The 26873-nt window shown below is 58.7% G+C and carries 25 protein-coding genes, 2 tRNA genes and 2 other RNA genes; 13 read left to right on the forward strand and 16 right to left on the reverse strand.

All coding sequences use genetic code 11. From position 1 onward, the window contains the following. Positions 1-93 precede the first annotated feature (93 nt). From H8S02_RS04465 to H8S02_RS04480, 4 genes are read right to left on the reverse strand one after another with little or no spacing between them, the layout of a single operon-like run. Complete coding sequence (locus H8S02_RS04465) at positions 94-543, reverse strand: HEPN domain-containing protein (RefSeq protein ID WP_186969484.1); 450 nt, start codon at positions 541-543, stop codon at positions 94-96. After that, on the reverse strand, positions 527-838 hold the full coding sequence (locus H8S02_RS04470; RefSeq protein WP_186969485.1) for a hypothetical protein: 312 nt from the start codon (positions 836-838) through the stop codon (positions 527-529). Before H8S02_RS04470 ends, H8S02_RS04465 begins: the two co-directional genes overlap by 17 nt. Next, entirely contained in the window at positions 839-1573 is a 735-nt protein-coding gene (locus tag H8S02_RS04475) for an acyl-ACP thioesterase domain-containing protein (RefSeq protein WP_186969486.1), read from the reverse strand. It lies immediately after the preceding gene. A gap of 19 nt (positions 1574-1592) precedes the next feature. Next, positions 1593-2882, reverse strand: coding sequence for a glycoside hydrolase family 10 protein (locus tag H8S02_RS04480; RefSeq protein ID WP_186969487.1), 1290 nt, complete (start codon positions 2880-2882; stop codon positions 1593-1595). Between the two features lie 435 nt (positions 2883-3317). On the opposite strand from H8S02_RS04480, the gene H8S02_RS04485 reads away from it, so the two are divergent. Together H8S02_RS04485 and H8S02_RS04490 are read left to right on the forward strand one after the other, a co-directional pair. After that, entirely contained in the window at positions 3318-4595 is a 1278-nt protein-coding gene (locus H8S02_RS04485) for a glycosyltransferase family 2 protein (protein WP_186969488.1), read from the forward strand. 340 nt (positions 4596-4935) lie between these two features. Further along, on the forward strand, positions 4936-5760 hold the full coding sequence (locus H8S02_RS04490) for a pyridoxamine kinase (protein WP_186969489.1): 825 nt from the start codon (positions 4936-4938) through the stop codon (positions 5758-5760). A gap of 47 nt (positions 5761-5807) precedes the next feature. Here the strand turns inward: H8S02_RS04490 and trmB are convergent, their stop codons facing one another. Continuing rightward, complete coding sequence (trmB, locus tag H8S02_RS04495; protein WP_279221030.1) at positions 5808-6461, reverse strand: tRNA (guanosine(46)-N7)-methyltransferase TrmB; 654 nt, start codon at positions 6459-6461, stop codon at positions 5808-5810. A 301-nt stretch (positions 6462-6762) separates the two neighbouring features. On the opposite strand from trmB, the gene malQ reads away from it, so the two are divergent. The 4 genes from malQ (at position 6763) to H8S02_RS04515 (ending at position 9870) form a co-directional block, all read left to right on the forward strand. Beyond that, entirely contained in the window at positions 6763-8256 is a 1494-nt protein-coding gene (gene malQ, locus H8S02_RS04500; RefSeq protein WP_186969490.1) for a 4-alpha-glucanotransferase, read from the forward strand. 42 nt (positions 8257-8298) lie between these two features. After that, positions 8299-9537, forward strand: a complete 1239-nt coding sequence (locus H8S02_RS12510) for an HAD-IA family hydrolase (protein ID WP_243166411.1) — start codon at positions 8299-8301, stop codon at positions 9535-9537. Between the two features lie 155 nt (positions 9538-9692). Beyond that, positions 9693-9768, forward strand: a tRNA-Gly gene (locus tag H8S02_RS04510). A gap of 26 nt (positions 9769-9794) precedes the next feature. Further along, positions 9795-9870, forward strand: a tRNA-Gly gene (locus H8S02_RS04515). Between the two features lie 648 nt (positions 9871-10518). Here the strand turns inward: H8S02_RS04515 and H8S02_RS04520 are convergent. The 4 genes from H8S02_RS04520 to infC form a co-directional block, all read right to left on the reverse strand. Beyond that, positions 10519-11400, reverse strand: coding sequence for a hypothetical protein (locus H8S02_RS04520; RefSeq protein WP_186969491.1), 882 nt, complete (start codon positions 11398-11400; stop codon positions 10519-10521). 76 nt (positions 11401-11476) lie between these two features. After that, positions 11477-11830: a 50S ribosomal protein L20 gene (rplT, locus tag H8S02_RS04525; RefSeq protein WP_118685874.1), complete on the reverse strand. Its 354-nt coding sequence runs from the start codon at positions 11828-11830 to the stop codon at positions 11477-11479. A 38-nt stretch (positions 11831-11868) separates the two neighbouring features. Further along, positions 11869-12072 carry a 50S ribosomal protein L35 gene (rpmI, locus tag H8S02_RS04530; protein ID WP_118685873.1) on the reverse strand — a complete coding sequence of 68 codons (204 nt, stop codon included), beginning with the start codon at positions 12070-12072 and terminating at the stop codon, positions 11869-11871. Between the two features lie 52 nt (positions 12073-12124). Beyond that, positions 12125-12634: a translation initiation factor IF-3 gene (gene infC / locus H8S02_RS04535; RefSeq protein ID WP_186969492.1), complete on the reverse strand. Its 510-nt coding sequence runs from the start codon at positions 12632-12634 to the stop codon at positions 12125-12127. A 387-nt stretch (positions 12635-13021) separates the two neighbouring features. Between infC and H8S02_RS04540 the strand changes: the two genes are divergently transcribed. Next, on the forward strand, positions 13022-13300 hold the full coding sequence (locus H8S02_RS04540) for a DUF1292 domain-containing protein (protein WP_118685872.1): 279 nt from the start codon (positions 13022-13024) through the stop codon (positions 13298-13300). Between the two features lie 58 nt (positions 13301-13358). Beyond that, positions 13359-13553, forward strand: a non-coding RNA gene (gene ssrS / locus H8S02_RS04545) — 6S RNA. Positions 13554-14369: 816 nt separating this feature from the next. Here the strand turns inward: ssrS and murD are convergent. The 4 genes from murD to H8S02_RS04565 form a co-directional block, all read right to left on the reverse strand. Further along, a complete protein-coding gene (gene murD, locus H8S02_RS04550) occupies positions 14370-15731 on the reverse strand; it encodes a UDP-N-acetylmuramoyl-L-alanine--D-glutamate ligase (RefSeq protein WP_118723297.1) in 1362 nt (453 codons plus the stop codon). Positions 15732-15933: 202 nt separating this feature from the next. Beyond that, positions 15934-16273, reverse strand: an RNA gene (gene rnpB, locus H8S02_RS04555) — RNase P RNA component class A. A gap of 49 nt (positions 16274-16322) precedes the next feature. Further along, positions 16323-17615: an MATE family efflux transporter gene (locus tag H8S02_RS04560; protein ID WP_186969493.1), complete on the reverse strand. Its 1293-nt coding sequence runs from the start codon at positions 17613-17615 to the stop codon at positions 16323-16325. 174 nt (positions 17616-17789) lie between these two features. After that, complete coding sequence (locus H8S02_RS04565; RefSeq protein ID WP_186969494.1) at positions 17790-18395, reverse strand: TetR/AcrR family transcriptional regulator; 606 nt, start codon at positions 18393-18395, stop codon at positions 17790-17792. A gap of 249 nt (positions 18396-18644) precedes the next feature. Between H8S02_RS04565 and H8S02_RS04570 the strand changes: the two genes are divergently transcribed. The 3 genes from H8S02_RS04570 to H8S02_RS04580 all read left to right on the forward strand — a co-directional run bounded on the left by H8S02_RS04570 (position 18645) and on the right by H8S02_RS04580 (position 21232). Continuing rightward, complete coding sequence (locus H8S02_RS04570; protein ID WP_186969495.1) at positions 18645-19256, forward strand: cytidylate kinase-like family protein; 612 nt, start codon at positions 18645-18647, stop codon at positions 19254-19256. Positions 19257-19890: 634 nt separating this feature from the next. Then, the gene (locus tag H8S02_RS04575; RefSeq protein ID WP_186969496.1) at positions 19891-20592 is read left to right on the forward strand and encodes a 3D domain-containing protein; all 702 of its coding nucleotides are present in this window, start codon (positions 19891-19893) and stop codon (positions 20590-20592) included. 112 nt (positions 20593-20704) lie between these two features. After that, on the forward strand, positions 20705-21232 hold the full coding sequence (locus H8S02_RS04580; RefSeq protein WP_186969497.1) for a transcription repressor NadR: 528 nt from the start codon (positions 20705-20707) through the stop codon (positions 21230-21232). 51 nt (positions 21233-21283) lie between these two features. Here H8S02_RS04580 and H8S02_RS12770 read toward each other — a convergent pair whose 3' ends face one another. After that, complete coding sequence (locus H8S02_RS12770) at positions 21284-21661, reverse strand: metallopeptidase family protein (RefSeq protein WP_186969498.1); 378 nt, start codon at positions 21659-21661, stop codon at positions 21284-21286. A gap of 192 nt (positions 21662-21853) precedes the next feature. On the opposite strand from H8S02_RS12770, the gene H8S02_RS04590 reads away from it, so the two are divergent. Together H8S02_RS04590 and H8S02_RS04595 are read left to right on the forward strand one after the other, a co-directional pair. Further along, positions 21854-22408 (forward strand): hypothetical protein, encoded by a 555-nt coding sequence (locus tag H8S02_RS04590; protein ID WP_186969499.1) that lies wholly within the window; start codon positions 21854-21856, stop codon positions 22406-22408. 987 nt (positions 22409-23395) lie between these two features. Continuing rightward, positions 23396-25054, forward strand: a complete 1659-nt coding sequence (locus H8S02_RS04595) for a ribonuclease J (RefSeq protein WP_186969500.1) — start codon at positions 23396-23398, stop codon at positions 25052-25054. A 120-nt stretch (positions 25055-25174) separates the two neighbouring features. On the opposite strand, the gene H8S02_RS04600 is transcribed toward H8S02_RS04595, so the two are convergent. Continuing rightward, positions 25175-25711 carry a hypothetical protein gene (locus H8S02_RS04600; protein ID WP_186969501.1) on the reverse strand — a complete coding sequence of 179 codons (537 nt, stop codon included), beginning with the start codon at positions 25709-25711 and terminating at the stop codon, positions 25175-25177. Between the two features lie 28 nt (positions 25712-25739). Further along, the gene (locus H8S02_RS04605; protein WP_186969503.1) at positions 25740-26726 is read right to left on the reverse strand and encodes a biotin--[acetyl-CoA-carboxylase] ligase; all 987 of its coding nucleotides are present in this window, start codon (positions 26724-26726) and stop codon (positions 25740-25742) included. Positions 26727-26873: the final 147 nt, after the last annotated feature.

Genomic DNA, 26873 nt, shown 5'->3' on the forward strand with positions numbered 1-26873 from the left:
CTCTTTTGTCAGCAACCCTTGTCCGGCAACTGCCATATTATTTGTTTCGTGAAACCTGTTTTATGGACAGCTGCCTCCGGGGGTGCTTTTTGTTTATGCTTCCTCGCCCTCGACGGGGTGGGGGCGGCCGGCGGCGTAGAGCTGGCGGCGGATCGCCGCGAACATGCGCTCGGCCATGTCGAGATAGCGCCGGATCTCGACCTCGTTGATCTCAAACGGCAGGTCGGTGGGATAGCGCGTTTCGATGTACAGATCGTTGAGCGCCGCGCTCTCATCGAGGTACTCCGAGAAGCCGTCCGGGTCGAGCCGGATGGCCTGACGGCACAGATAGGTGAGGTTGTGGCCGTCGAAGTGCCTGCCCGTGCGGTAGAGCAGATAACCCTTGAGAGCCTTTTCGATGGCCTGCTGACAGTGGAAGGCGATATTGTAGGCGTCGCCTCCGTAGGTCAGCAGCAGGCGCGCGCATTGCAGGTCGCACAGCGCCTTGTCGAGCCATTTGTAGTAAAAATGGCTGTCTGAGCCGCCCTTACGCCGTCTGGTCATAGATTACCCTGCCTTTCCGGGCGATCCATGCGGCATACGAGGTCTTGTCCGAAATCAGATCGTCCCATTCACCGATCGTGTAAACGCTCAGGCTGACCGGCACATCGACCGTGATCGCCAGATGCAGGTGGGTGCGCACCGCGCGGGCGTCCGCATCATCGGGAAGGATGACGCAAAGGCTGAACGCCTTGAGCTTGTCGGTCGCCATGGTGCGCTTTTCCGCATAGAGAATGACTTTCCGGGGCGTGCACGCCGTGAGGATGTCGCGCACAGCCTGTTCGATGATCTCTGTCATTTAGGCTTCCTCCTTTTGCGGCAGGGGGGAGAGCGAGGCGAGCGCCTCGAAGTGAGGCTTGCCCTCTGCTTCGCCGCGGATATAGCGCGCGCCGTCCACGGTGCCGCAGAGCAGCGACACCTGCTCGCCGAAGGCGGTCTCGGCGGTGTAATTGACCTGAAGCGAGGACACGAAGCCCGGCTGCTTCTGGAGGTCAAGCGCATCTGAGATCAGCTCGACGACACGCACATTGTTGACATGGTTGTTGATGTCGAGGTCGGAATACTGAACGGGGTGGATATGATGCAGCCGCACGTTGTCGCACGACAGCCTGGGCAGCGGGGCGAACAGCTCGCCGCTCGTGCACGACAGGCAGCCCTGCGCGGCCGGGAGCGCGGTCGGACGCAGAATGCGGTGGGTCGACGGCTCGAGCGTGACCCACATGGACTGCGCCTCGCCCACCTGTACGTCGTCGATATAGAATGCGAAGCAGCGGTACCAGCTCGGCCCCTTGAAGCCGGGACACCAGGTCTCGCAGCGCACGCGCTCATACGGCAGCAGCGGCCGCGTGAGCGTGGCCTTGATGCGCGAGAGCACCCAGACCACGCCGAGCGCCGCAGGGCCGAGACCGAGCGCCTCCGCGTGCACGGTGGCGGCGTCCTGCATCATGCTCCAGAGAAAGGACGGTTTTGCGATGCCACGGTTGTCGATGTGGCTGTAGCTGATCTCATATTCACGGGAAAGAAGCTCGACCATGGGAAACACCTCCGAAAAATCAGGCGAAAAGACTTGCGATGAGCGTCGAGAGCATGTTCAGCAGCGTGACCTGCTGCTGGGTGCAGCCGTCCGGCTCGTTCGTGCTCGGGGGCGCGGGATGCCCGGCATCCTTTGCCTTGTAGTGCGCGGTCAGCATGGCCGGGCAGCCGGCCACGCGCTCGAGCGAGGCATAGCTGAAATAGACCTCGCCCTGAATGTCGATGCTGTCGTCGAGCAGCGCGAGCTGACGCTCGAGCTCGGCCGTGCCGTACCAGACATCGCCCTCCTGCGCTTCAGCCGAGCGGTACGCGCCGAGACCGATATAGAGCGCAACGTCGCTCGTCGAGACCGCCTTCTGCCACCAGCGCACGAGCGTTTCGAAGTCGGCGGCCTTGTAGCCGATCGCCCAGTAAAGCTGCGGACAGATGTAATCGACCGTGCCGCGGCGGATCCATTCGAGCGAGTCGCAGTACAGCTCGCTGTAGGAGGACTGGCCGTGGGTGTCGCTGCCGCGGGAGTTCTCGGACTTGTTCGCCCAGATACCGGCCGGGCTGACGCCGAAGGACAGCTCGGGGTCGAGCGTATGCAGCGTCTCGTCGAGCGAAGCGATGAGCGTGTTCACGTTGTCGCGGCGCCAGTCGTCGATGCTGTTGAAGTCCGCGCCGTAGCGTGCAAAGGTCTCTGCATCATTGAAATCCGTGCCGGGATAGAAGTAGTCGTCGAGATGGATGCCGTCCACATCATAATTGCGGACGATCTCGGCCGCGCCGTCCACGACGAGCTGCTGCACCGCCGGGAGACCGGGGTTAAAGTAGTAGTTGCCGTCGTATTCGACCACCCATTCAGGATGCTGGCGCGCCGGGCTGCTCTCGGGCAGGGCGTCAAGCTCCTCCTTGCCGTTTCGCGTGATGCGGTAGGGATTGATCCAGGCGTGCAGCTGAAGGCCGCGCTCGTGCGCGCCCTCGACCCAGTACGCGAGCACATCAAAGTCCCCGTCGGGCGAAGCGCCGCAGTTGCCGCTGACGTAGCGGCTCTGGGGGAAAAGACCGGACCGGTAGAGCGCATCCGCCGAGGGACGCACCTGCAGAAAGACCGTGTTCAGGCCCATCGCCGCGATGTTGTCGAGCATGGTGTCCGCCTCGGCGGCGAGCGCCTGCGCGGTCATGCCGGCAGAGGACGGATAGTCGATGTTCGCTACGCTTGCGACCCAGACGCCGCGCATATTGTCCTGTGCGGTCTGCGCCGCGCCGGCAAACGGCACGAGCATGGCGAGCACAAGTAAAATCGAAAGTATACGTCGCTTGAGCATATTGTTCTCCTTTATATTTATCTGTATAGCATGCTTCTCTGGCTACATTATAGCACAGGGCGGACAAAAAAGCGAGGGGAAGAGAGAAATGGAAAAGCGTGTTTCCGCCCCGGCGCATGCGACGGAAAACCGTGCGTTTCGGAAAGAAAATGACCGCGTTCATGCAAACAGAAAGCACAGTGCACAAAAATCTCGATTATTCAGGAAGATTTCAGGAAAAACAAAGAAAAGTTAGGTAAAAGGTAAACAATGTATTGAAATACGCGCATGAAAACTCTGATAAAAATAAACAGGATTTTGGCGGAGTTTTTGTGCGAAGAGTGAAAAATGTTTAGTTCGTACAAAAATATGTTGCATAATACGGCAATAGTGCTATGATAATACGAGGGAAAAACCAGAGGGTTTATATTCAGAGAGAAGGAGACGTGGCCTGCCATGTTACGATTTTTGGAAAGTATGCAGTTTATGCTGTTTGTTTTCTTCACCGCAGCATATGCGTATCAGATCGTCTACCTGTTCGTCGGTCTCATCGGCAAGGGCAGGGGCGGCAGAGAGAACGCGAAGCTGCATCGCTATGCGGCGGTCGTTGCGGCTCGAAACGAGTCGGCGGTCATCGCAAACCTTATCCGCACATTAAAGGAGCAGAACTATCCGTCAGAGCTGCTCGATATATACGTCATCGCGGACAACTGTACGGATAATACCGCCCAGATCTCGCGGCAGGCGGGCGCTTATGTCTACGAGCGCTTTAACAAGGTGCAGGTCGGCAAGGGCTACGCGCTCGAGTACCTGTTCCACCATATCTTCGAGGATAAGGGCGAGACGGCCTACGACGGCTTTTTCGTGTTCGACGCGGACAACATCGTAGACAGGGACTTCGTCCGCGAGATGAACAAAATGTTCGACACCGGTGAGTACACCGCACTGACGAGCTACCGCAACTCGCAGAATTTCTGTGCGAACTGGATCAGCGCAGGCTATGCGCTGTGGTTCCTGCGCGAGTCGCGCTTCCTCAACCGTCCGCGCACGCAGCTCGGCGTGAACTGCGCGGTCTCGGGCACCGGTTTTCTGGTCTCGGCGCAGGCTGTCCGCGAGGATGCCGGCTGGCCGTACCATCTGCTGACCGAGGACATCGAATTCTCCATCGCCTGTGCAACGCGCGGCCGCCGTATCGGCTACTGCGGCAAGGCAGTCATCTACGACGAGCAGCCGGAGAAGTTCAAGCAGTCCTGGGACCAGCGTCTGCGCTGGAGCAAGGGCTTCTATCAGGTCGACGCGAAGTATACCGGCTCTCTGCTGCGCGGCTGCACGCGCGGCGGCCGCGAGGGCATGTCCTGCTACGACATGCTGATGACGGTCGCGCCCTGCAACCTGTTCACCATCGCGGTGCTCGCGCTGTCGATCATCGTATGCGTGACGAGCCTGACGCAGCCGGCGTTTATTACATACCGCGCGATGCGCGTTCTGGGCCGCATTTTCTGGCTGACCCTGCGCGGCATCACGGCAAGCCTGTTCCTGTTCGGCGCGGTCACGATGGCGGCCGAATGGAAGCGCATCGCAGGCCCGGTGCACAAGAAGATCCTCTATACCTTCACGTTCCCGCTCTTCATGCTGACCTACGTTCCGATCTCGGTCGCAGCGCTCGTCGGCAAGGTCGAGTGGCGTCCGATCCGTCACGGCATCGCCTCCTCCAACTCCTCCATCGAGAGCTGAGAACAGCAATGAAACTCAAAAACCGCCTGATACAGTTCTATCAGGCGGTTTAGTCTGTCGATAAAGTCCATTTTTACGCAGAAAGTGAAGCCGCGCGGACGCGCGCATTAAAAAGCGTTTGCTATGCAAACGCATAAAAACCGGGGACATGTGCCTCGGTTTTTTTACTTTAGGAGGGAGAAAGTTTCCGTATGGGAACTTTCGGACGACTCGTGTTCTGCGCAGTCAGAACACAGATTGTCGGAAAAACGAAGTTTTTCGACAGTCTCGTTTTTCTGTTGACAGAGGGCGAAAAACTCTGTATAGTGGATGTTACATGGACAGAATGGATGTGTTTTGAATGCAGAAAAAGGTACTTGCGCTGCATGATCTATCCGGCTTCGGGCGCTCGTCGCTCGTGCCGATCATATCGGTGCTGTCGGCGTTCGGCCATCAGTGCGTCCCGCTGCCGACGGCGGTCTTTTCCACGCACATGGCGATACCGGGCTGGGTCAAGAGCGACCTGACCGGGGAGATGCACCCGACCATCGACCAGTACGACCGTCTCGGTCTGCGGTTCGAGGCGGTGTATGCCGGCTTTCTCGGCTCGGCCTCTCAGATCGACAGCGTGCGCGAGGCGGCCGAGCGCCTCAAGGCGGAGAACGGTCTGACACTCATCGACCCGGTCATGGGCGACAACGGCGAGGTGTACAGCAGCTATACGCCCGAAATGTGCACGCGGATGCGCGAGCTCTGCGCGATCGCGGACCTCATCACCCCGAATACCACCGAGGCCGCGATCCTGCTCGGCCGCGATCCGGCGTCTGCGCCGCAGTCCGAGCGTGAGGCGGAGGAGTGGATGCGCGCGCTCTATGAGGAGTACGGCGCGTCGGTCGTGCTGACCGGTCTGGACTACGAGCCGGGACGGGTCGGCTCGGGCTGTCTGGAAAACGGAGAGCTGACCATCAGCCTGCATGAGCGCATCGACTGCTATTATCCGGGAACGGGCGACGTGTTCGCCGCGGTCATGCTCGGCGCGCTGCTGGGCGGTGCAAAGCTGCGCGATGCCTGCGTCAAGGCTGGTGAGTTCGTGCGCGACACCATCGCCTACACCGCGCAGCAGGGGACTGACCCGAACTTCGGCGTGCAGTTCGAAAAGCTGTTACCATACCTTTGGCAGAAATAAAAGGAGAGCCTGTGAAACCCTTTGCGGTACACAGGCTCTTTTTTCGTTTACTTTCGCAGAAATTCCGGCAGGCGGCGGCGCGCCTCGACGCGGTAGATGCGCGAACCCTCCGAGGAGAATTTCTCCTCATACTCGGTCATGACGTTGCCCTCGAAGTCCGAGTTGTGCAGGTCGAGCGAGATGTTCTGGAGCAGCCAGCCGAACTGGCAGATCTCCTGAAGGCTCCACTCGAAAAAGCGCTGATTGTCGGTCTTGAAGCACAGATCGCCCTGCTGCCGCAGGATCTCATCATAGACCTCCAGATACGCGCGCCAGGTCAGACGGCGCTTGCGCTGGCGGTTGGGCGGCCACGGATCGGAGAAGTTCAGGTAGATGCGGTCGACCTCGGCCGGAGCGAATACCTCGCGCAGCTCGGCCGCGTCGAAGGAGACGAAGCGCAGATTGGGGAGCGGATGCTCCTCGCAGCGCTCGGCCGCCATGATGAGCGCGCCCTCTTCGCGCTCGACCGCGATGAAGTTTACGTCCGGGTGAAGCTCTGCCATGCCGATGGCGAAGCGGCCCTTGCCGCAGCCGATCTCGAGGTGCAGCGGATTGTCGTTGCCGAACAGCGCACGCCACTTGCCGCGCAGCTGCTTGGGCTCAAAGACCATGACGTCCGCGCAGGCCGCGAAACGCACGTCCAGATTTTTCTTCTTGCGCATTCTCATGCGTGATATATTCCCCTTTATACAGCGTATTTTGGTTCAGTGATTCCAACACTTTATTATAGCACAGACAGACGGCAGAGCACAATATAAAATGCGGAATTTGTTCGAAAACTGTATAAATCTGAGTAAAATGCACTTTGGTGTTGGGAAACTCGTGCAGCTGTGCTATAATGATAGTAATTCGGTGCACAGTATATACGGCAACACCGCAGAATGAAATCGCTTTTGTTCAACTATGCGGCATTGCCCTGAAAGCGGCGCACGGAATTGCTTCTGAGACAAAGGGGAGATAAATATGTTCAAACGTTCCAGCGGCGTGCTCGCGCACGTGACCTCGCTGCCCTCGCCGCACGGCGTAGGCACGATGGGCAGGACGGCCTGCGAATTCATCGACTTCCTCGCGGACGCGCACCAGACCTACTGGCAGGTGCTGCCGCTCGGTCATACCGGCTTCGGCGACTCGCCGTACCAGTGCTTCTCTGCGGCGGCGGGCAATCCGTATCTGATCGACATGGATCTGCTCGTCGAGTACGGCCTGCTGACGGCGGACGAGGTGCGCTCCGGCGATTTCAACGCCTCGCCCGATGTGGCGGACTTCGAGCAGCTCGCCGATACGCGCTGGCCGCTGTTCCGCAAGGCGTATTCGCGCGTCACGCCCGAGATGAAGGCGGCTATCGCGGACTTCACCGAGGAGAACCGCGAATGGCTGCCCGATTACGCGCTGTTCATGGCGCTCAAGGAGGAGAAATATCACCACGCGCCGGTCTATATGTGGCCGGAGAAGGACGTCCGCGACCGCAGGCCGGAGGCGCTCGCACGAGTGACCGAGGAGCTGCGCGGCGAGATCGACTTCCGTATTTTCCTCCAGTATATCTTCTTCAAGCAGTGGAACGCCCTGCGTGCGCACGCAAAGGAGAAGGGCATCCAGATCATCGGCGACATCCCAATCTATGTTTCCGCCGACTCGTCCGACGTCTGGACGCATCCCGAGCTGTTCAAGCTGAAGTCTGACCTCAGCCCCAAGCTCGTCGCCGGCGTGCCGCCCGACTACTATTCCGCGATCGGCCAGCTCTGGGGCAATCCGGTCTATAACTGGGCGGCGCACAAAAAGACCGGCTACGCCTGGTGGATCTGGCGCATGAAGAGCAATATGGCGCTGTTCGATGTCGTCCGTCTCGACCATTTCCGCGGCTTCGCGGCCTACTGGGAGGTCGACGCGGCCGAGGACACCGCAGTCAACGGAAAGTGGCGCAAGGGCCCCGGCATGGAGCTGTTCCGCGCCATCGAGAAGGCGCTCGGCCCCATTCCGCTCATCGCAGAGGATCTGGGCGTGCAGACCGATGAGGTGCGCGAGCTGTTGCGCGCGAGCGGCTTCCCGGGCATGCGCGTGCTCATCTTCGGCTTCACCCCGGACTATGACAACGAGCACCTGCCGCATAACTACCTGCCGAACAGCATCGTCTACACCTCGACCCACGACTCGCAGACCGTCTGCGAGCAGATCATGGACATCTGCTCCGAGCCGGAGAAGCAGTTCGCCTACCGCTATCTGCGCACCTCGCACGCGGAGGCAATGGGCTGGAGCGCGATCAAGTGCGTCTGGGCATCCCCGGCGCATATCGCCATGACGACGCTTCAGGATCTGCTGTCGCTCGGCGCGGACGCGCGCATGAACACCCCGGCGACCATCGGCGGCAAGAACTGGCGCTGGCGCGTGCGTGCAGAGGCGCTCAACCCGACCGTAGCCGCGCTTCTCGGCGACATCACGAAAACCTATATGCGCGGATAACGCATACCCCCGGACACAGACAGGAAGAGGACAGCAAAGACAATGAAGATGAAAACTGCGATTTTTGATTTGGACGGCACGCTGCTCAACACGCTGGGCGACCTGTGCGACAGCGTCAACTGCGCTATCGTTCCGCGCGGCTTTCCGGCCGTAGACGAGGAGCTGACGCGGCAGCGCGTCGGCAACGGCGTGCGCCGTCTGGTGGAGCGCTGCATCCCCGAGGAAAAGCGCACCGAAGCGATGATTGACGAATGCCTCGACGATTTCCGCACGGCGTACAACGAGCGCATGATGAACCGCACGCAGCCGTACGACGGCATCGTCGATACGCTGAAAAAGCTGCACGAGCAGGGTGTCTCGATCGGCGTCATGTCGAACAAGTACGACCACGCCGCAAAGGCGCTCGTGCGCCACTATTTCGGTGATCTCGTGCAGCTGACGCTGGGCGAGCGGCCGGGCATTCCGCGCAAGCCGGACCCGGCGAGCACGCTCGAGCTGATGCACGAGCTGGGCGGCGTGCCGGAGACCACGCTCTATATCGGAGACAGCTCGACCGATATGCAGACCGCCTGCAACGCCGGTCTGACGGCGGTCGGCGTCATGTGGGGCTTCCGCAGTCCGGAGGAGCTGGAGGAGACCGGTGCATCCGCGCTCGTCGCGGAGCCTGCGGAGCTGCTCCCGCTCTTCGAGCGCGGCCTGCTGAACGTAGATGCACTCACGCGGGCGTTCACCTCGCGCGGCTTCGCGTTCTCGTACTTCCCGACGGCGAATGAGGCAGCGCGTTACATCGTGTCTGCGTGCGCCGGGAAAAGCGTGGCGCTCGGCGGCTCGATGACCTTTAAGGAGATGGGCTTCCAGGAGGCGTTCGCGGACAGCACGGAGGTACACTGGCACTGGGTCACGAAGGGCGAATATTACCAGACGCCGGATATTTATCTCACGAGCGCGAATGCGCTGAGCGAGAGCGGTGAGGCCGTCAATATTGACGGCACCTGCAACCGCGTGGCAGGGACGCTGTACGGCCCGAAACAGTGCATGTTCGTGTGCGGCATCAACAAGCTGTGTCCGGATCTCGCGAGTGCGGTCGAGCGGGCGCGCAATGTCGCCGCGCCGAAGAACGCGCAGCGTCTTGGCACGAGAACGCCCTGCGCGGCGGACGGCAAATGTCACGACTGCAAGAGCCCGGCGCGCATCTGCCGTGCGCTGGTGGTGCATATGGGTGCGCCGAAGGGGTTCGAGAAATGCGAGATCGTCCTGGTGGGCGAGCCGCTCGGCTATTAAGACAGCATAACGGAACGGGGGCAGGGAAGAGCCTGCCCCCGGCCTGCCGAAAAAAGTTTTGGAGAAACTGAAAAAATATGTTGACAACAGGCGGAATGGTTGATATAATAAATATCGTTCTGATGCGGTGAGTATCGAACGGGAAAGCGAAATATGCGGCTGTAGCTCATCTGGTAGAGCGCCACCTTGCCAAGGTGGAGGTAGCGAGTTCGAGCCTCGTCAGCCGCTCCACTTTCTCAAAAATCACATATCGGCATGCGGCTGTAGCTCATCTGGTAGAGCGCCACCTTGCCAAGGTGGAGGTAGCGAGTTCGAGCCTCGTCAGCCGCTCCAGAAGTAAAAGCATCGACTTTGAGTCGGTGCTTTTGTTTTATCCGAAGGGATAATTGCTGCCGACCGGCAGGAGAACGCCGTACCCACGGCGGGGGGATGCCGCCGTCTGGTGGCGGAGACAAGAGGGGACAGGGCACCGATGGTTCCCTTTCCCCTCTTGACACCCCAGACCCTCCTTTAAGCCGCTCAGCGAAGCATTCGCGGCTAAACGGGGGGTACGGGGGCTCGGTTCCGGGCGTTTTTCAGCTTATATGTGACTGTAATGCCCTGAATTTCCCTTGCGTAAACCGCCGCGCATAACAGTGCGCGGCCATCCGGTGCAGGACGTTTGCTTTCCAGTGCGAAAAGCTCCGCTTCCATCAAGGGTGTGCCCTTGGAGCAGCAAACGCCCCTGTGAGCCCCTCGTTTTTAGACGCGCGACCGAAGGGAGTCGCGTCCAAAGGAAAGGTTGGGGAGTCAAGAGGGGCAGGGAAACCTTGGTGTCCCTGCCCCTTTTGCCCCCGCCGCCGGGCGGCGGCAATGCGCACGCCATGTCATGGCGAATACCCCCGTCCCGGGAGGGTCATTCTCGCCTCCGGCGGCAGGCCGCTGTATCGGCGGAAGTTCTCCCCTCTGTTGAGGGGAAAGAGAAGGGGCTGCTGCCTGCCGTCAGCCGAACAGCTTTTGCAAAACCTGACCGGCGGTCATGCTCCGAATACCCTCGGGATCGCGCAGGGCGCTCCAGCGGAACAGGCCGCTGTTCGAGTTCGTGCCCGGCACGGTATAGAGAGTACGCGGCCTGCTCACAGCCTCGTAGCGCCGGCTCCAGACGGGAAACTGCGACATATAGCGCCTTGCGAGGCCGAGCGCTTCGCAGCGCGGTCTGCTGTCGCACGCCGGAATGGCGCTCAGCTGCACGCCGCCGCCCGGACAGTCTGTTCTGCGGCTCGGCGTCGGGCTGGAATGCGCGATGACAAGGCTTTCGTCGCGGCACACGCCGACGCACAGCCAGACGTGCCCCTCCATGCTGAACAGGTCGCCGGGGAGAAAGCGGCAGGGCGGACGGACGAGCTGTCCGAGACCGCGTGCGGCGAGCGCGCCTGCCATTTCGGTCGAGGGATAGACATAGCCATCGAGGCCGCTTTTGCGGTGCAGCGCGGCGTAAATCACCCAGCCGAGGTATCCCGAGCAGTCCAGACCGGCGCTGTGCCACGGATTGCATCCGCTGCCGCGGAAACGGCGGTAATCATAGCCTTCGTCCTGCGAGAGGAAAAAGGTTTTCCATGCAGGAGAGGGGAACGGCGTGACGGCTTCGCGCCCGGCGCCGGTGTCGTCGAGGTTCCAGCCGCCGCCGTAGACGTACAGCGTTGTCCCGAGCGGCTGCATGGCGGCGCACAGCAGGCTGAACAGAGTGCGCTCGCCCGGCGGTGTGCAGTGCGGCCGTATAGAGCCGCCACAGCGGCTTTGCGAACGGTCGACGGAAACGGACAGGGGAGAACGGACGGAGGCCGTCTGCGGCGTCTCAGACGGAAAACGGGGGACTGCGGACACGGGTCATCACCTCGTATCAGCATATGTGAGGGCAAAAAGAAAAAGCTCTGTAAAATACAGAGCTTTTTGTTGTCTCTTAGAGAGCTGCCTTAGCCTTCTCAGCCAGTGCAGTGAAAGCAGCCATGTCGTTAACTGCGAGGTCAGCGAGCATCTTGCGGTTCAGGTCGATGCCAGCCTTCTTCAGACCGTTCATGAAACGGCTGTAGTTGATGTCGCAGGACTTGCATGCTGCGGAGATGCGGGTGATCCACAGACGGCGGAAGTCACGCTTCTTGTGCTTACGGCCGATGTAAGCGTACTTCAGGCTCTTCATTACAGCCTGGTTAGCTACGCGGAAGTGGGTGGACTTAGAACCCCAGTAGCCCTTGGCACGCTTCAGGATCTTTTTTCTTCTCTTGCGCGTCATCATTGCGCCCTTAACTCTTGCCATTGTGTTTGCCTCCTATATGAAAGATGTTGTGTTCGAAATTACTTGTACGGCAGCAGACGCTTGAGCTGTGCTACGTTGGTAGCGTCAGCGAAGCCTTCCTTGCGCAGGTGGCGCTTCAGCTTCGTGGTCTTGCCGTGGCCGTTGAGCAGGTGACGCTTGCCAACATGGCCGCGCTTGAACTTACCGTTCTTGGTAACGGAAAATCTCTTTTTTGCACCGCTGTGCGTTTTGATCTTAGGCATTAGGGTTGCTCCTCTCTGAATTGGCGCGGATGATATTCACGCGCTTTTGGGTTTACTTGTCTTTTGCCGGGGCCAGAAACATAAGCATCTGGCGGCCTTCGAGCTTGGGCTGCTTTTCCACCGTGCTGCATTCCGAGCACAGCTCCGCAAAGCGATGGAGCAGGTCCTGACCAAGCGACGAATGTGTGACCTCACGGCCGCGGAAACGGACCGAAACCTTGACCTTGTCTCCGTCCTTGAGGAAACGGCAGGCGTTCTTGACCTTGGTATTCAGGTCGCCAATGTCGATATTGGGCGTCAGGCGAATCTCTTTGATTTCCACGACACGCTGATTCTTACGGGCTTCCTTCTCGCGCTTGGCCTGCTCGAAACGGAATTTGCCGTAATCCATGATCTTGCATACCGGCGGCTTTGCCTGCGGTGCGATCTTGACCAGATCCATGCCCTTTTCTACGGCGATGTCCTGTGCCTTCTGGATGGTTACGATGCCGAGCTGTTCGCCGTCGTTGCTGATCAGACGGACTTCCTTGTCGCGGATCTCTTCATTGATCTGATGTTCCATGCTGCTGATTGGTGAGCACCTCCAAACGATTAACAGGTTTTTTTAGATAAAGAAAAAGGACCGGCGCACAGGCCGTCCCTCATCATAATGCGCGAAACCGGGGTTTCGTGAATTATTGACCCGTTTGCGTAGCTGCGGGTGAGGACTGTGCCTTCTTCCTTGTTACCTGAGATATAATAACAGATAGAAAAGAAAAAGTCAAGGCTTTAATTCCTTTTTTTTCGTGGTATCATATAAATATATCAGGAGCATAGGATAACAGTAGCCGAAATGAATAAAAGGACTTTACAAATCGGGCAATGTTTGGTATGCTATTGACAAAGGAAAAGCGAACCTCGGAACAAGGGCGCGTTTCCGTTAATTTGAAGCACAGGAGGTGCCGCATCCATGAGTGAGGAATACGGCAACGATTTTGTAACGCTCATCGACGAGGACGGCAACGAGGTCGAGTTTGAGCATATTGACACGGTAGAGTACGAAGGCGTTACCTATCTGGCGTTTATCCCGGCGGAGCTGTCCGTTGAGGAGGACGCGGAGGTCGTCATCATGCAGGTCGTCACCGACGAGAACGGCGAAGAGCTGCTTGAGGGCGTAGAGGACGATGACATTGCAGACGCAGTGTTCAACATCGTCATGGAGCGCGCAGAGGCAGAGGACGAGGAGTAATCCCCGCCCGGCACAATCTGTACGCGGCAGTATCGCGATAAACCGGCTTGCCGGTTAATCGGTCCTGCCCTGTTCGACAGCGGCCCTTTTTTAACCCACATTTTTAGTACGGGATTTCGGAAAGTTTTGATGCTGAGCAGCAGGCCTCCCGGGTATACACGGATGTTGGAAGCGCAGAGGTATCAAACAGAAAACCCACCTGCATGAGTCGTGCAGGTTACTAATTGGGACGCATCGGCAGGGCGGGGCTATTTTTATATCCTGTCGCAAAACCTGCGGTTTTGCCGACAAGATGTGTTCTGACTTCGCAGAACACGGACGGAAAAAAGTTCCGGGGAAACTTTTTTCTCTCTCAAAGTAAAAAAACCGAGATACATGCTCCCGGTTTTTTTGAACCTGCTTCGCAGGTTCTATTTTATGCGCGCCTTCGGCGCGCGGCTTGGGATGCACGGGAGTGTGTCCTTTTTTGTTGTGATTAGCATAAGTTTACAGAAATTTAATTTGCATTCTGTGCAGTTTGTGCTATAATAATAGATAGATTAGGAAAAAGGAGGCGAAAACAGAATGAGAATGCTGATGATTCCCCAGCAGCCCGACCGTCCCGATATCGATGATCTGATCTTCGGTGATGAGCGTGAGACGAGAAGCGATAAGTAAATCTGCTTACCGATCTGATACCACGGGCCTGCTGAACAAACAGAGGTCGCGTGGATTTTTTATATTTTATCCCGGAAAAATACAGAGGGAGTTCCATTCAGAATATGAAAACACGTCTCAACAGGGCATGACATCCGAAACGGCAAAACGTTTCGGATGTCTATTTTTATGTAAGAAAAACGCACCCGAAGGTGCGCAGCCTAATGGATAAAGCTTGATTGGACGTCGAAGCACGCGCGATAGCGCGCATTAAATAGCGTTTGCGTGCAAACGCAAAAAAACCGGGGACATGCGCCTCGGTTTTTTTACTCTAAGAGGGAGAAAGTTTCCGCATGGGAACTTTCGTACGACTCGTGTTCTGCGTCAGTCAGAACACAGATTGTCGGCGAAACGTTAGTTTCGCGACAGTCTTTTACAGGTTGTTGACAAGCGTTTTGAACAGCTTTCCGCGCTCCATGAAATTCTTGAAGCGGTCGAAGGAAGCGCTGGCCGGGGACATGATAACGATGTCGCCCGCCTCAGCGCGGGCCGCCGCCTCGCAGACCGCGACCTCGAGGTTCTCCACCTCGCAGATCGGGGGATGCTCGCCGTCGACGGCGAGCACGCAGTCGCGGATCTTGGGAGCCGTTGCGCCGGTGAGCAGGAGCAGCTTGACGTGGTCGCAGATCGGCTGACCGAGCACATCGTAGGGGATATGCTTGTCGTAGCCGCCGGCGATGAGGATCACCTTCTGACGGAAGGAATTCAGGCCGGCAATGGTGCGCGTCGGGCTGGACGCAATGGAGTCGTTGTAATACTTGACGCCGTCCTTTTCGCGAACGAACTCGATGCGGTGCTCAACGCCGCCGAAGGTGGTCGCGACTGCGCGGATGTCGTCGTCGGAGGCGTAGCCCTGCACGATCGCCGCCGCCATCATCATATTATAGACGTTGTGAGCGCCGGGAATGCGGATGTCGTTCTGGTTCATCAGCTCGCGCCGCGCGCCGCCCTCTGCGATATAGATGATGTCATCCTTGAGGAAAACGCCGTTTGCGAGCTCCTGATTCTTGCTCGTGCAGAACAGATTGCCCGAGGCGTGGAGCGTGCGCGTCACCTCGTCATCGAGGTTGAGGATGAGACGGTCGCCGTCCTTCTGGCTGCGGTAAATGGCCGTCTTTGCCTGCACATACTCGTCGAAGTCCTTGTGATAGTCCAGATGGTTGGGCGTGAGGTTGGTGATCGCCGCGACGTGCGGAGAATGCTTCATGCCCATGAGCTGGAACGAGGAGAGCTCGACGACCGCGAGGTCCTCGGGCTTCATTTCGCTGACGCGCGGGAGCAGGGGCGTGCCGATATTGCCGCCGAGATGCACGGTATAGCCTGCGTGTCTGAGGATCTCGCTGACGAGCGTGGTCGTTGTGGTCTTGCCGTCCGAACCGGTGATGCCGATGATCGGGCACGGGCAGACCGCGAAGAAAAGCTCCATCTCGCTCGTGATCTCCGAGCCGCCGGCCTGCGCTTTTTCGAGGAAGCGCGGATGCACACCCGGCGTGCGGAAGATAACGTCCTCGTCGAGTGCGTCGAGATAGTGCTCGCCGAGCACAAAATCCACACCGAGGGTCGCGAGGGTCGCGTAGCCGTCGCCGAGCTCGGTCGGTTCCTTTTTGTCATGTACGGTCACGCGCACGCCGGAGGCGCGCAGCATGCGGATGAGCGGCATATTGCTTACGCCTGCGCCGATGACGCCGACGCGCTTATCCGAAAGACCGCCAAGGTATTGTTCTAATGCTGTCATAAATGCGTAACACCGCCTTTTTCGTTTATCAGTATACAGGATTTTCGCAGATTTTGCAAGTGCCAAAAGGGTAACAGGCTTCGTGCGCTATACCTTATTATATATAGCGACAGGACGCAGCATCCGCGGGACACGGTCTGCCGGAGGGACGAGGTCGTTCCGACAGCAAAAAACCGCCCGTGAAGGCGGTTCTTGAATCGTATATATGACTGGTGCGTAAGCCGGGTTCTGTCGTGGACGGTCATCTATCTCGAATGCACGTTACCGTGCATCTCAAGCCGCCAGTCGGGACGGTCGGGCAAACCATGGTCCCGGTCGGCGTTGCTGCGGATAGAGTTTACAGGCCCCCCATGTTACCATGGGGCGCGGTGAGCTCTTACCTCGCCTTTCCACCCTTACTGCTTTATGCGAACATAAAACAGCGGTATATCTCTGTTGCACTATTCCTGAGGTCACCCTCGGCGGACGTTATCCGTTATCCTTGCCCTGTGCAGCCCGGACTTTCCTCATACCCGAAGGTACGCGACCGTCAGCACCAGTCACGGTGAGTATTATAACACAAAAAACGGACGGACGCAAATTTTTTTCGTGTTATTTTGGACTGCGCAGGATAAAGAGCAGACTGAGTACGCAGGCGAGCGTCTCGACCGCCGGGAAGGTCAGCCATACGCCGGTGACGCCGAGCAGCGCGCTCAGCGCGAACAGCACGGGCGGGATGGCAATGATGCTGCGAACGAGCGAGATGATAAAGCCGCGCGCGGCCTGTCCGGCGGCGCTGAAGTAGGCGGCCGCGATGATGTTGATGCAGGCGGCGAGAAAGCCGGCGAAGTAGATGCGCAGGCCGGGGACCGCACAGGCCGCGAGCGCCGGGTCGTGCTCGCTGTTGAACACGGCGGTGATGGGGGAGGCGAACACGAAAACAAGGACGTACATCAGTGCCGAGATGACGAGCGCGGTGGTGACGGTCCAGCGCAGCAGACGGCGGCGGTCGGCTTCGGCGCTTCGGCTGATGAGCGGCTGCACGCCGGTGGACAGGCCGGTGAAGATGGCCGACTCGACGAGGGCAAGGTTCGCGATGACGCCGTAGGCCGCGACGGCCGTGTTTCCGGCGATGCGCAGCAGCACGAGGTTGATGAGCAGCAGCGTGATGCCCGAGGCAAGCTCGGAGACGAGCGAGGACAGGCCGGGGGCGCAGATGCGCGGCAGCAGACGCGGCCTCAGGCGTTCACGGCGCAGATGAAAGCCGCGCGACGGCCGGCGCAGGTGGCCGGAGAGCACGAGCAGGCTGACGAGCGGCGATGCGCCGGTCGCGAGCGCCGCGCCGAACATGCCGAGACCGCACGGAAAGATGAATACCCAGTCGAACACGATGTTGAACAGGCTTCCGGCGATCATGCCGGCCATCGCGCGGCCGGGTTCGCCGTCGTTGCGGACGAAGGCGATCATGATATTGTTCGTCACGAAAAAGGGCGCGAAGCACAGCAGCAGCCGCAGATAGACGGCCGTCATATCGAGCGTTTCGGCGTTCGCGCCGAGCAGCCTCGACAGGGGAACGACGCCGAACGTCCCCGTGAGCACGAACACCAGCGCGATGCACAGACCGAGGAGCAGGGTGTGCGTGAATGTACGGTCGGCCTCGGCGGCATCGCCCTGCGCGCGGCAGAGCGAATAATGTGTCGCGCCGCCCACGCCGACCATCAGTCCGAGACCGTTCATCAGATTGTAGGCCGGGATGGCGATGTTGAGCGCGGCAAGACCGAGCGAGCCGGTGCCCTTGGCGACGAAAAAGGTGTCCGCGAGAATGTAGCATGAAATGCCGATCATGCCGAGGACACCCGGCGCAGCGTAGCGGCGAAATTCGCCCGGGGATACTGCGGTTTGCATAGGAACAGACCTCCTTCATATAAAAAGGCATCCGCGCTCCATCTTCAAAGGCCTACGATGGAGGGCAGACGCCAAATGCTTTTATCCGGCGATAAAAGCGGTGTATATATAATGTATATTATTTCATATAAGAAATCGAACTGCACCCTATGATAGCAGATGCAGCGGGCAAAGTCAAGCCCGGCTGTTGCCGAACGGGAACAGATCCTCGCCGAGACCGGTCATGCCGTGCAGTATGAGCTTCTGGAGCAGACAGACCAGCTGCTCCGCCGACATGTTCGGCATTTTGTCGGTCAGCCAGGAATAAAAGACCGAGACGATACCCGGCTGCACGTAGGAATAGACAAGCGTTTTCTCGTCATCCAGACCGCTGCTCGGCAGGTGCTCAAGCCACCTGCGCTCAAAGGTTTGAAAGGTGAGCTCCTGAAGACGGCGCGTAAAACGCGGGTCGCCGCGTTCACCGGCCAGCGCGAAAAACAGATTGCGCAGGCGCGGCGTGTTCTTCATATAGGTAAGAAAATCGACAAGCTCATCAAAAGCATTACCCAGCCCCTTGAAGTGGGACTGGATATACTCGATCGCGTAGTCCTCGACCGCGACGAGCAGCGAGTCCACATCCTTGTAGTGCAGGTAGAATGTGCTGCGGTTGATGTCCGCGCGCGCGCAGACGTCCTTGACCGTGATCGAGGTGAGCGGTTTTTCGCAGATCAGCTCGATCATGGCATCGCGCAGCGCGGTTTTGGTGAATTGTACACGACGGTTGACGGTCTCTTTGGGCATGGCGCAGCCTCCTGCCGGATTGGATGCCTTCATTTTATCAGCATTGTGTTTTGAAGTCAACAGCGTGTCGATGGAAAACGTACAATGTTCACAGAAAATTAACGGCATTCCGGCAGGAGAGGAGAGCGGCGGATTTCGCAGCATGAAAAATTTTTGCAAAGACTATTGACATTTATACTGAAATGATGTATGGTAATAGTACAAAGAATTATGCAATATGTATAATTCGTCCGGTAAGGAGGATGCGTTATGAATAACAACCTGATTATTACTATCGGCCGTGAATACGGCACAGGCGGTCGTGAAATCGGCCAGAAACTCGCGCTCCGTCTTGGTATTCCGTTTTATGACCGCGAGCTGATCACGCGCGCGGCAAAAAAGACTGGTTTTGATGAAAAGCTGTTCGAGCAGCTCGACAAGCGCGCGACCAACAGCTTCCTTTACTCGCTGACCATGTTCGGCTCTGTCGGCCTTAACGGCATGAGCCTGACCGATCAGCTCTACCTTGCACAGTCCAACGTCATCCGCGAGATGGCAGAGGAGTCCTCCTGCGTCATCGTCGGCCGCTGCGCTGACCATGTACTGCGTGATTTTTCGAACCGGTTCGACTTCTTCATCCACGGCTCGATCGAGGACCGCGTAAAGCGCATTCAGTCCTGCGGCGACTATGAGATCGAGGGCAAGACCCCGCAGGCCGCGCTCGAAAAGATGGATAAGCAGCGCTCTACTTATTACAACTACTATACCGGCAAGGTATGGGGCAAGTGCGACCATTACGACCTGTGCATCAACGCCGGTCGTCTGGGAGTCGAGTATTCGACCGACATCATTCTGGAGTATATCAACCGTCTGAAGAAATAAAACTGCCAGCTGCGTAAAGGGAAAAAGAGAGAGAGGGAGCCGCACCGAAGGGTGCGGCTCCCGTCGCTTTTGTCGGCGAAACTGTGTTTCGCCGACAAGGTGTGTTCTGACTTCGCAGAACACGAGTCGTCCGAAAGTTCCCATGCGGAAACTTTCTCCCTCCAGAGGTAAAAAAACCGAGGCGCATGTCCCCGGTTTTTTTGCAGTCACAACGTGACTGCTGTTTTATGCGCGCTGCCGCGCGGCTGCCTTTAACGCATGGAAACAGAAGGCTTTAGAGAGGCAGAAAAGCGCTGCGAAGTAAGCAATGCACAGCCTGTGGATAACCTGTGCAGCGCTGTTTTTGTTCGGAAAAACAGGCAGAATGTGCAAAAAAGGCATTCGACAGGGAATTACAGTTTTTTATGAACGAATGCATACAGATTTCACGAAAGTGCAGAATAAGCTTTGTGCGCAATCCACAAAATTCGGTCAAAGTATTTGACAAATGGGGAAACGTGAAGTATAGTAAGTTACAGTTCGGAAACAGAACACTGACAGAACGGTAACAAACCCGAAAACAGAACGGCATTTTGCCGTCACCGGGCCTCGGCGGTCCGGCACGTTTTCACCAGAAATCAGGAGTGTAACACAAATGTCTATTTCTTTGCGAAAGCTTGCTGCCAGGCTGATCGCGGCGGTCATGACCGTCAGCGCAGTGACTGCGGCGAACGCTGCGGCACTGGAGCAGCCGGTTGCGGTACTCTCTTCCAGTCTGAATGCTTCGGTCGGAACGGTACTCACATCGGATGAGGTCACGACCGCAGCAAAGGCATATTCCCGTGCGAAGGCGGATGCGGAAGCACAGGCCAGGGCAGCGGCGGCGGTCAAGGCTGCGGCCGATGCGAAGGCAGCGGCACAGGCCAGAGCAGACGCTGAGGCGAAAAAGAAGGCCGAGGAAGAAGCGAAAGCGCTGGCGACTCTGATCACCGCGCCGGTCGCAGCGCGCTCGGTCAGCTATTCGACCGACTACCTCGCGACCGATGCGATCAAGGCGAACGCCACGGCGCTCGGCAATTACAAGCTGACGTTCTACTGCCCGTGCGAGCGCTGCAACGGCGCACTCGGCGTGAGCAAGACGGCCTCCGGCGCGACCCCGGCCGAGGGACGCACGATCGCTGTTGACTCGTCCATCATCCCGCTCGGCAGCCGCGTCTATATCGAGGGCTACGGCACCTTCATCGCGGAGGACACCGGCAGCGCGATCAAGAACAGCAAGATCGACATCTTCGTATCCACGCACGAGCGTGCCGAAGAGCTGGGCGTCCAGTACGCAAACGTCTACCTTCTCGGCTGAGAGAAAATCGAAGAGACCGCGAAAAACGCGGTCTCTTTTCGTTTGTCCGGATTTTCACTTGCAACGGCGGCGCAAGTTTGCTATCATAGAGAGACAAGGATGGTGAGAGACCATGAATGCTGCCGAACGGCGCACAAAAATCATAGAATTACTCGCGGCCTCAGACCGGCCGATGTCCGCGACGGCGCTCGCGGCCCGGTGCGGCGTCAGCCGCCAGATCATCGTCGGCGATGTCGCGCTGCTGCGCGCGGGCGGCGTGGCGGTCATGGCGACGCCGCGCGGCTATATCCTCGAAAACGCCGCCTCCGCTCCGGCGTATGCGGAACGGCGCATCGTCGCGCATCACGATGACGACCGGCTGCGCGAGGAGCTGTACACGATCGTCGATCTGGGCGGCGCGGCGATCGATGTGACGGTCGAGCATTCGATCTACGGCCAGATCACGGCGCCGCTGCATATCTTTTCGCGCTACGACGCGGATGCCTTCTGCAACAAGCTGGAGCACTCGAAGGCGCGGCCGCTGTGCGACCTCACGGGCGGCATCCATCTGCATACCGTGCGCGCGCCGGACGAAAAGACGCTCGACCGCGTGATCGCCGGACTGAAGGAGAAGGGCTTCCTTCTCGAAGAGGAAAACTGAAAAAAAGAGCACTGCTGCAAGGGATGAACCTGTGCGGCAGTGCTTTTCTGTTTATTCGGCGTCCTTCCGTGCACGGTAGGCGCGGATCTGATCCGCGTCCCATTCCTCCAGATCGCGCACACCGGCGCGGCCCTCGACATGGTGGCGGAACTCATGGCGGAGCACCTTGCGCATCTCGGTACGGAGCTCGTCCTCGTCCAGATGACGGAACACGCGGCGGAACGAGCCGTAGTAGAGCACGATGCAGCGCCCGGTGGACGGGTCGTTCCGGTATTCACCCATGATATACAGGTCGCCGTTCCGGTCGGCCGGATGGAGGGGATGGCGGTCCTCGATGAGGATGCCGCCGTTCAGACCGGTATAGAATTCGGCAGGCAGCTCCTCGGCCAGCTCGCCCAGTATCTCTTCAAAACGATCAATGGAAATCACAGCATTCTTTCCTTTCGCATTTGCTGTTTTCAATATACCACAGGCCGGATAGAAAGTCATGACAAAACCGTGAATTTCTGCCGCGCATAAAAATATTTACATTGCATTAACAAGTGTCTTGACAGGTGCATGGTTTTGCGGTATACTCATACCCAGTAGAAAGATTACAGAATTTGAAAGGGAGTTTTTCCAATGATGAAAAGCAGTCGCCTGTACCACATGGTGCTCGCCGGTGTGCTCTGCGCGGTAGGCATCGTTGTTCCGATGTTCATGCCCCGCATCGTGCTCGGCCCGATGTCGTTCACGCTCGCAAGCCATGTTGCCGTATTCCTCGGCATGTTCATTTCCCCGGCGGTCGCTGTCGCGGTCTGCATCGGCACGACGCTCGGCTTTTTCCTGACCACTCCGGCGATCATCGCGCTGCGCGCCGCATCGCATATCGTCTTTGCCGGTCTCGGCGCACTTTACCTCAAAAAGCATCCGGACACCATCGACCGTCCTGTCGCAAGCACCGTGTTCAATTTTGTGATTGCGCTGCTGCATGCAGCGGCGGAGATGATCGTCGTTGCGCCGTTCTTCCTGTCCGGCGCGCTGTTCACGCCCGAGCAGCTGGCGAACGGCTTTGTGACGAGTGTCGTCCTGCTCGTCGGCCTCGGCACGCTCATCCATTCCATGCTCGACTACTCGATTTCCATTCTCATCTGGAAGCCGGTCAGCCTCGCTGTACCGCGCTCCACGAAGGCGTAAGCCTTCAAAACCAAAGGCTCTCACATATTCCGGTGAATGTGTGGGAGTCTTTTTTTATCCGCAGGAAAGCTTTTTTACCCTCAGCAGAGGGTGAAGCCTTTCCGCCGTTCCGGCGGCCTGCCGCCGCAGGCGAGACTGGCCCTCCTGGGCCGGGGGTTATTCGCCATGACATGGCGTGGGGAGTGCCGCCGTCTGGCGGCGGAGACAAGAGGGGACGTAGGACACCTGCGGTTTCCTATGTCCCCTCTTGACACCCCTTTGACCTTCCGCGAGCCGCGACTCCCTGCGGTCGCGCGGCTAAACGGGGGTTACGGGGGCTCGGTTCCGTGCGTCGGGCAGCTTTTGGGACGCATTACTGCCCCGAATTTACTTTGCGTAAACCGCAGCGCTGTCAGTGCGCGGCCAGACAGTGCAGGGCGGCAGCGTTCCGCTGCGAAAAGCTCCGCTTCGATCAAGGATGAAGCCTTGGAGCACTAAACGCATCTGTGGGCCCCTCGCTTTTAGACGCGCGACCGAAGGGAGTCGCGTCCAAAGGAAGGTAGGGGGAGTCAAGAGGGGACAGGAAACCATATGGTGTCCTGTCCCCTTTTGCCCTTGTCGGTGGGCACCGACACCCCCGGCCGCCGAAGGCGGCCATTGTCCACGCTCACTTCGAGCGTAAATCTCGCCTCCAGCGGCGAGCCGCTGTATCGGCGGAAGGTCTGCCGTCTGCTGACGGTAAAGAAGAAGGGCGCTCATCGCCTCCGGCGCACCGAAGTTTCGCGACAGCTCAAAAAAAGACTTTACAGCGGGAGAGGGTTGTGGTATGCTGATAATAAGTGTTTGCAGGATTTCGTGGGGACGGACGACAGGTCCGCAGGCCTGCATCATATTTTATCTCATTATGTTGAAAAAAGGCAGATGAACGTCAGATCTGTCTTTGCGGCGCTTTATACCGCGTAAATAGAGAACAAATTTCGACTGATAAAGGAAAGTGATAAAATCGTTATGAAAGAAAAACTGAAGATCATACCGCTCGGCGGTCTCAACGAGATCGGCAAGAACATGACCGTGATCGAGTACGGCGGAGATATCGTCGTCATCGACTGCGGCGTCGCGTTCCCGGACGACGACATGCTCGGCGTAGACCTCGTCATCCCGGATACGACCTACCTCAAGCGCAACATCAACAAGCTGCGCGGCTACGTCATCACGCACGGCCATGAGGACCACATCGGCGCGATCCCGTATGTTCTGCGCGAATGCAACGCGCCGATCTATGCGACCCGTCTGACCTGCGGCATCATCGAGACCAAGCTCTCCGAGCACAGGATGCCCCAGAAGGTCAAGCTCAACCACGTCCGCGCCGGTGACACGATCAGGCTCGGCTGCTTCAGGATCGAGTTCATCCACACCAACCATTCGATCGCGGATTCGGTAGCGCTCGCCATCACTACGCCGCTCGGCACCATCCTGCACACGGGCGACTTCAAGATCGACCTGACGCCGGTCTCCGGCGAGATGATCGACCTCGTGCGCATCGGCGAGCTGGGCAAGAAGGGTCTGCTCGCGCTGATGAGCGACTCGACCAACGTCGAGCGCCCGGGCTACACGCCGAGCGAGAAGATCGTCGGCAAGTCGCTCGAGAAGTTCATCCTCGAGAGCGACCAGCGTATCATCATAGCGACGTTCGCCTCCAACGTGTCCCGTCTCCAGCAGATCCTCGACATCGCGGCCCGTGCAGGCCGAAAGGTCGCGGTCTGCGGCCGAAGCATGGAGAAGATCTCTCGTGTCGCCACCGAACTCGGCTACCTCAAGGACACCGGCAAGGTCATGATCGATATTTCCGAGATCAGGCGCTACGCGCGCAGCCAGCTGATCATCGTATCGACCGGCTCGCAGGGCGAGACCATGTCCGCGCTCTACCGCATGGCATACGGCAGCCACAAGCAGGTGGAAGTCAATGCCGGCGACCGTATCCTCATCGCGGCGTCCGCCATCCCGGGCAACGAGAAGTCTATCAACAACATGGTCAACGAGCTGTACAAGCAGGGCGCAGAGGTCATTTATGACCGCTCCGCAGCCATCCATGTTTCTGGCCACGCCTGCCAGGAGGACCTCAAGCTCATGCTCGGCCTGTGCAAGCCGAAGTATTTCATTCCGGTGCACGGCGAGTACCGCATGCTCGTGCAGCATGCCGGTCTGGCGCGCGAGATGGGCGTGAACCCGAAGAACATCCTCATCACTGAGATTGGCCGTCCGGTCGAGATCAGCGAGAATTCCGCCCGTCTGGGCAATCCGGTACCGTCCGGCCGTCTGCTTGTCGACGGTCTGGGCATCGGTGATGTCGGCACAGCCGTTCTGCGCGACCGAAAGCATCTGTCCGAGGACGGCCTGCTGATCGTCGTCGTCACGGTGGACGCGACGACCGGCGTCGTTATCGCAGGCCCGGACATCGTCTCCCGCGGCTTTGTCTACGTCAAGGAGGCCGAGGCGCTCATGGAGGAGCTGCGCACCATTTCGCAGATGGCGCTCGACCGCTGCTCGGTCGAGAACCTGCGCGACTGGAACAGCCTCAAGACCGCCATCAAGGGCGACGTCAGCGACTATCTGTTCAAAAAGACCAAGCGCAGCCCGATGGTGCTGCCCATCATTCAGGAGATCTGATTCTCTCCGTAAAAAAGAATATAACAAAACCGGGACCGGTTTCTCTTATAAGAGAGCCGGTCCCGGTTTTTGTCTGTCGATAAGCATTGTTTCAGACAATAACAGCAGCTGCGCGGCAAGTCATCCTTTGTACATGCCGATTCTGCACAGCTCGCGGATCATGTCGGGGATGGTCTGGCCGGCGACCTCAAGACGCTCGGCAGAGCCGGGATGCGCTTCGGAGAAGGTGTCCCACGCGGTGATGAGGTTCGGGGTCTTTTCCACATCGAACTGACGGAGCAGCGGCTCGAAGCGCTCGACGGTCTCGCTGTAGATCGAGAGCACCTTGTACTTCTGCACGAAAAGCTCCTCCTCGGTCGTGAGCGAGCCGATGGCGAATGCGGACAGACCGTCCTGGCACAGCAGCTCGCCGTAGCCGTCGAGGATCATGGTCAGCTGCTTTTTGGTCATGCCGTCCAGATACCAAACCTCGTCGGCCTCAGCGTCGGGATGCACCGCGAGGAACAGCGGCTCGTCAAGCTCGGCGTAGAACGCATGGATGAAGTCGGAGAGCTTTTCGAAGCTCAGATTTGCGGTGATGGTGTTGCCTTCGCGCAGATACTGCTCGCTCAGCTTTTCAGGGTAGGGTACGGTAACGCCTGCTGCGGTTTGAAACATATCGGAAATCTCCTTGCTGTGATGATTTTTATAAACGAATACTGATCTCGCCGGTCGAGAGCGCGGTCTCGGCGCCGTCGGCGGTGCGGATGAGCAGATGCCCCTCGCTGTCCAGACCGACGCATTCGGCCTCGTATTTTTCGAGCGGGGAGACGACTGTGATTTTCCGGCCGATGCAGCACAGCCGCTCGCGGTACAGCGCGACAAGCTCGCCCTCGCGTCCCTGCTCGACGAGCGAGTACGCCTGCTCGAAATGCGTCAGCACCGAGGCGATGAGCGCGGCTCTGCGCGGCACCGGGCCGAAGTCCGAGATAGCCCCGGCGACGCGGCGCACCTCCTCCGGCCACGCCGGGTTGGGGCGCAGATTGATGCCGATGCCGACGATGAGCGAGGAAACCGTGCCGCTCTCGCCCTCGATGACCGCCTCGGTCAGCGTGCCGTTGAGCTTCCGGCCCTGCATGAGCACATCGTTGACCCATTTGATCTCAGGGGTGAAACCTGCGGTGTCGGAAACGGCCTGCGTGACCGCGACCGCCGCCGCGAGCGTGGCGTACTGGATGTGCGTCAGCGGCAGCGCAGGGTGGAGCAGGATGGTGAAGTACACGCCGGTGCCGGAGGGGGAGACAAACGTGCGCCCGAGACGGCCGCGGCCGCCGGTCTGCTCCTCCGCCGCGAGCACAAAGCCGTGCGGCCGGTCGAGATACTGCTCCTTCATGACCGTGTTGGTCGAGGTGATGGAGGGCACGACGACGATTTCTCTGCCGATGCACCGGGTCTGAAGCAGCGCCATAATGCCTGCGGCGGTCAGGCTGTCGTCATCGCAGGCGAGGCGGTAGCCCTCGCCGGGCACGCCGTCGATGGCGAGGCCGTCCGCACGCAGCGTGCTGATGGCCTTGTGCACCGCCGCACGCGACACGCCGAGCGTCTCCGCGAGCCTGCCGCCCGAAAGCCTTTCGCCGCGCGCCTGCTCGAGCGCCGCGAGCACCTTGTCCTTCACTGCCATGAGTATGTTCATCCTTCCCAAACGGATTTTCTGTCTCATCTATTGTAAACGAAAAACGAAAATAGTACAATAGATATAATAATATTAGCCTGTTGAAAAGTCAGCTTTCTATTACGTGTTTCGTGCGGCAGCACGCATTTAATAGAATTTGCGCAGCAA

Origin of the sequence: Agathobaculum hominis, from assembly GCF_014288055.1 — a bacterium.
Lineage (GTDB): Bacteria > Bacillota > Clostridia > Oscillospirales > Butyricicoccaceae > Agathobaculum > Agathobaculum hominis.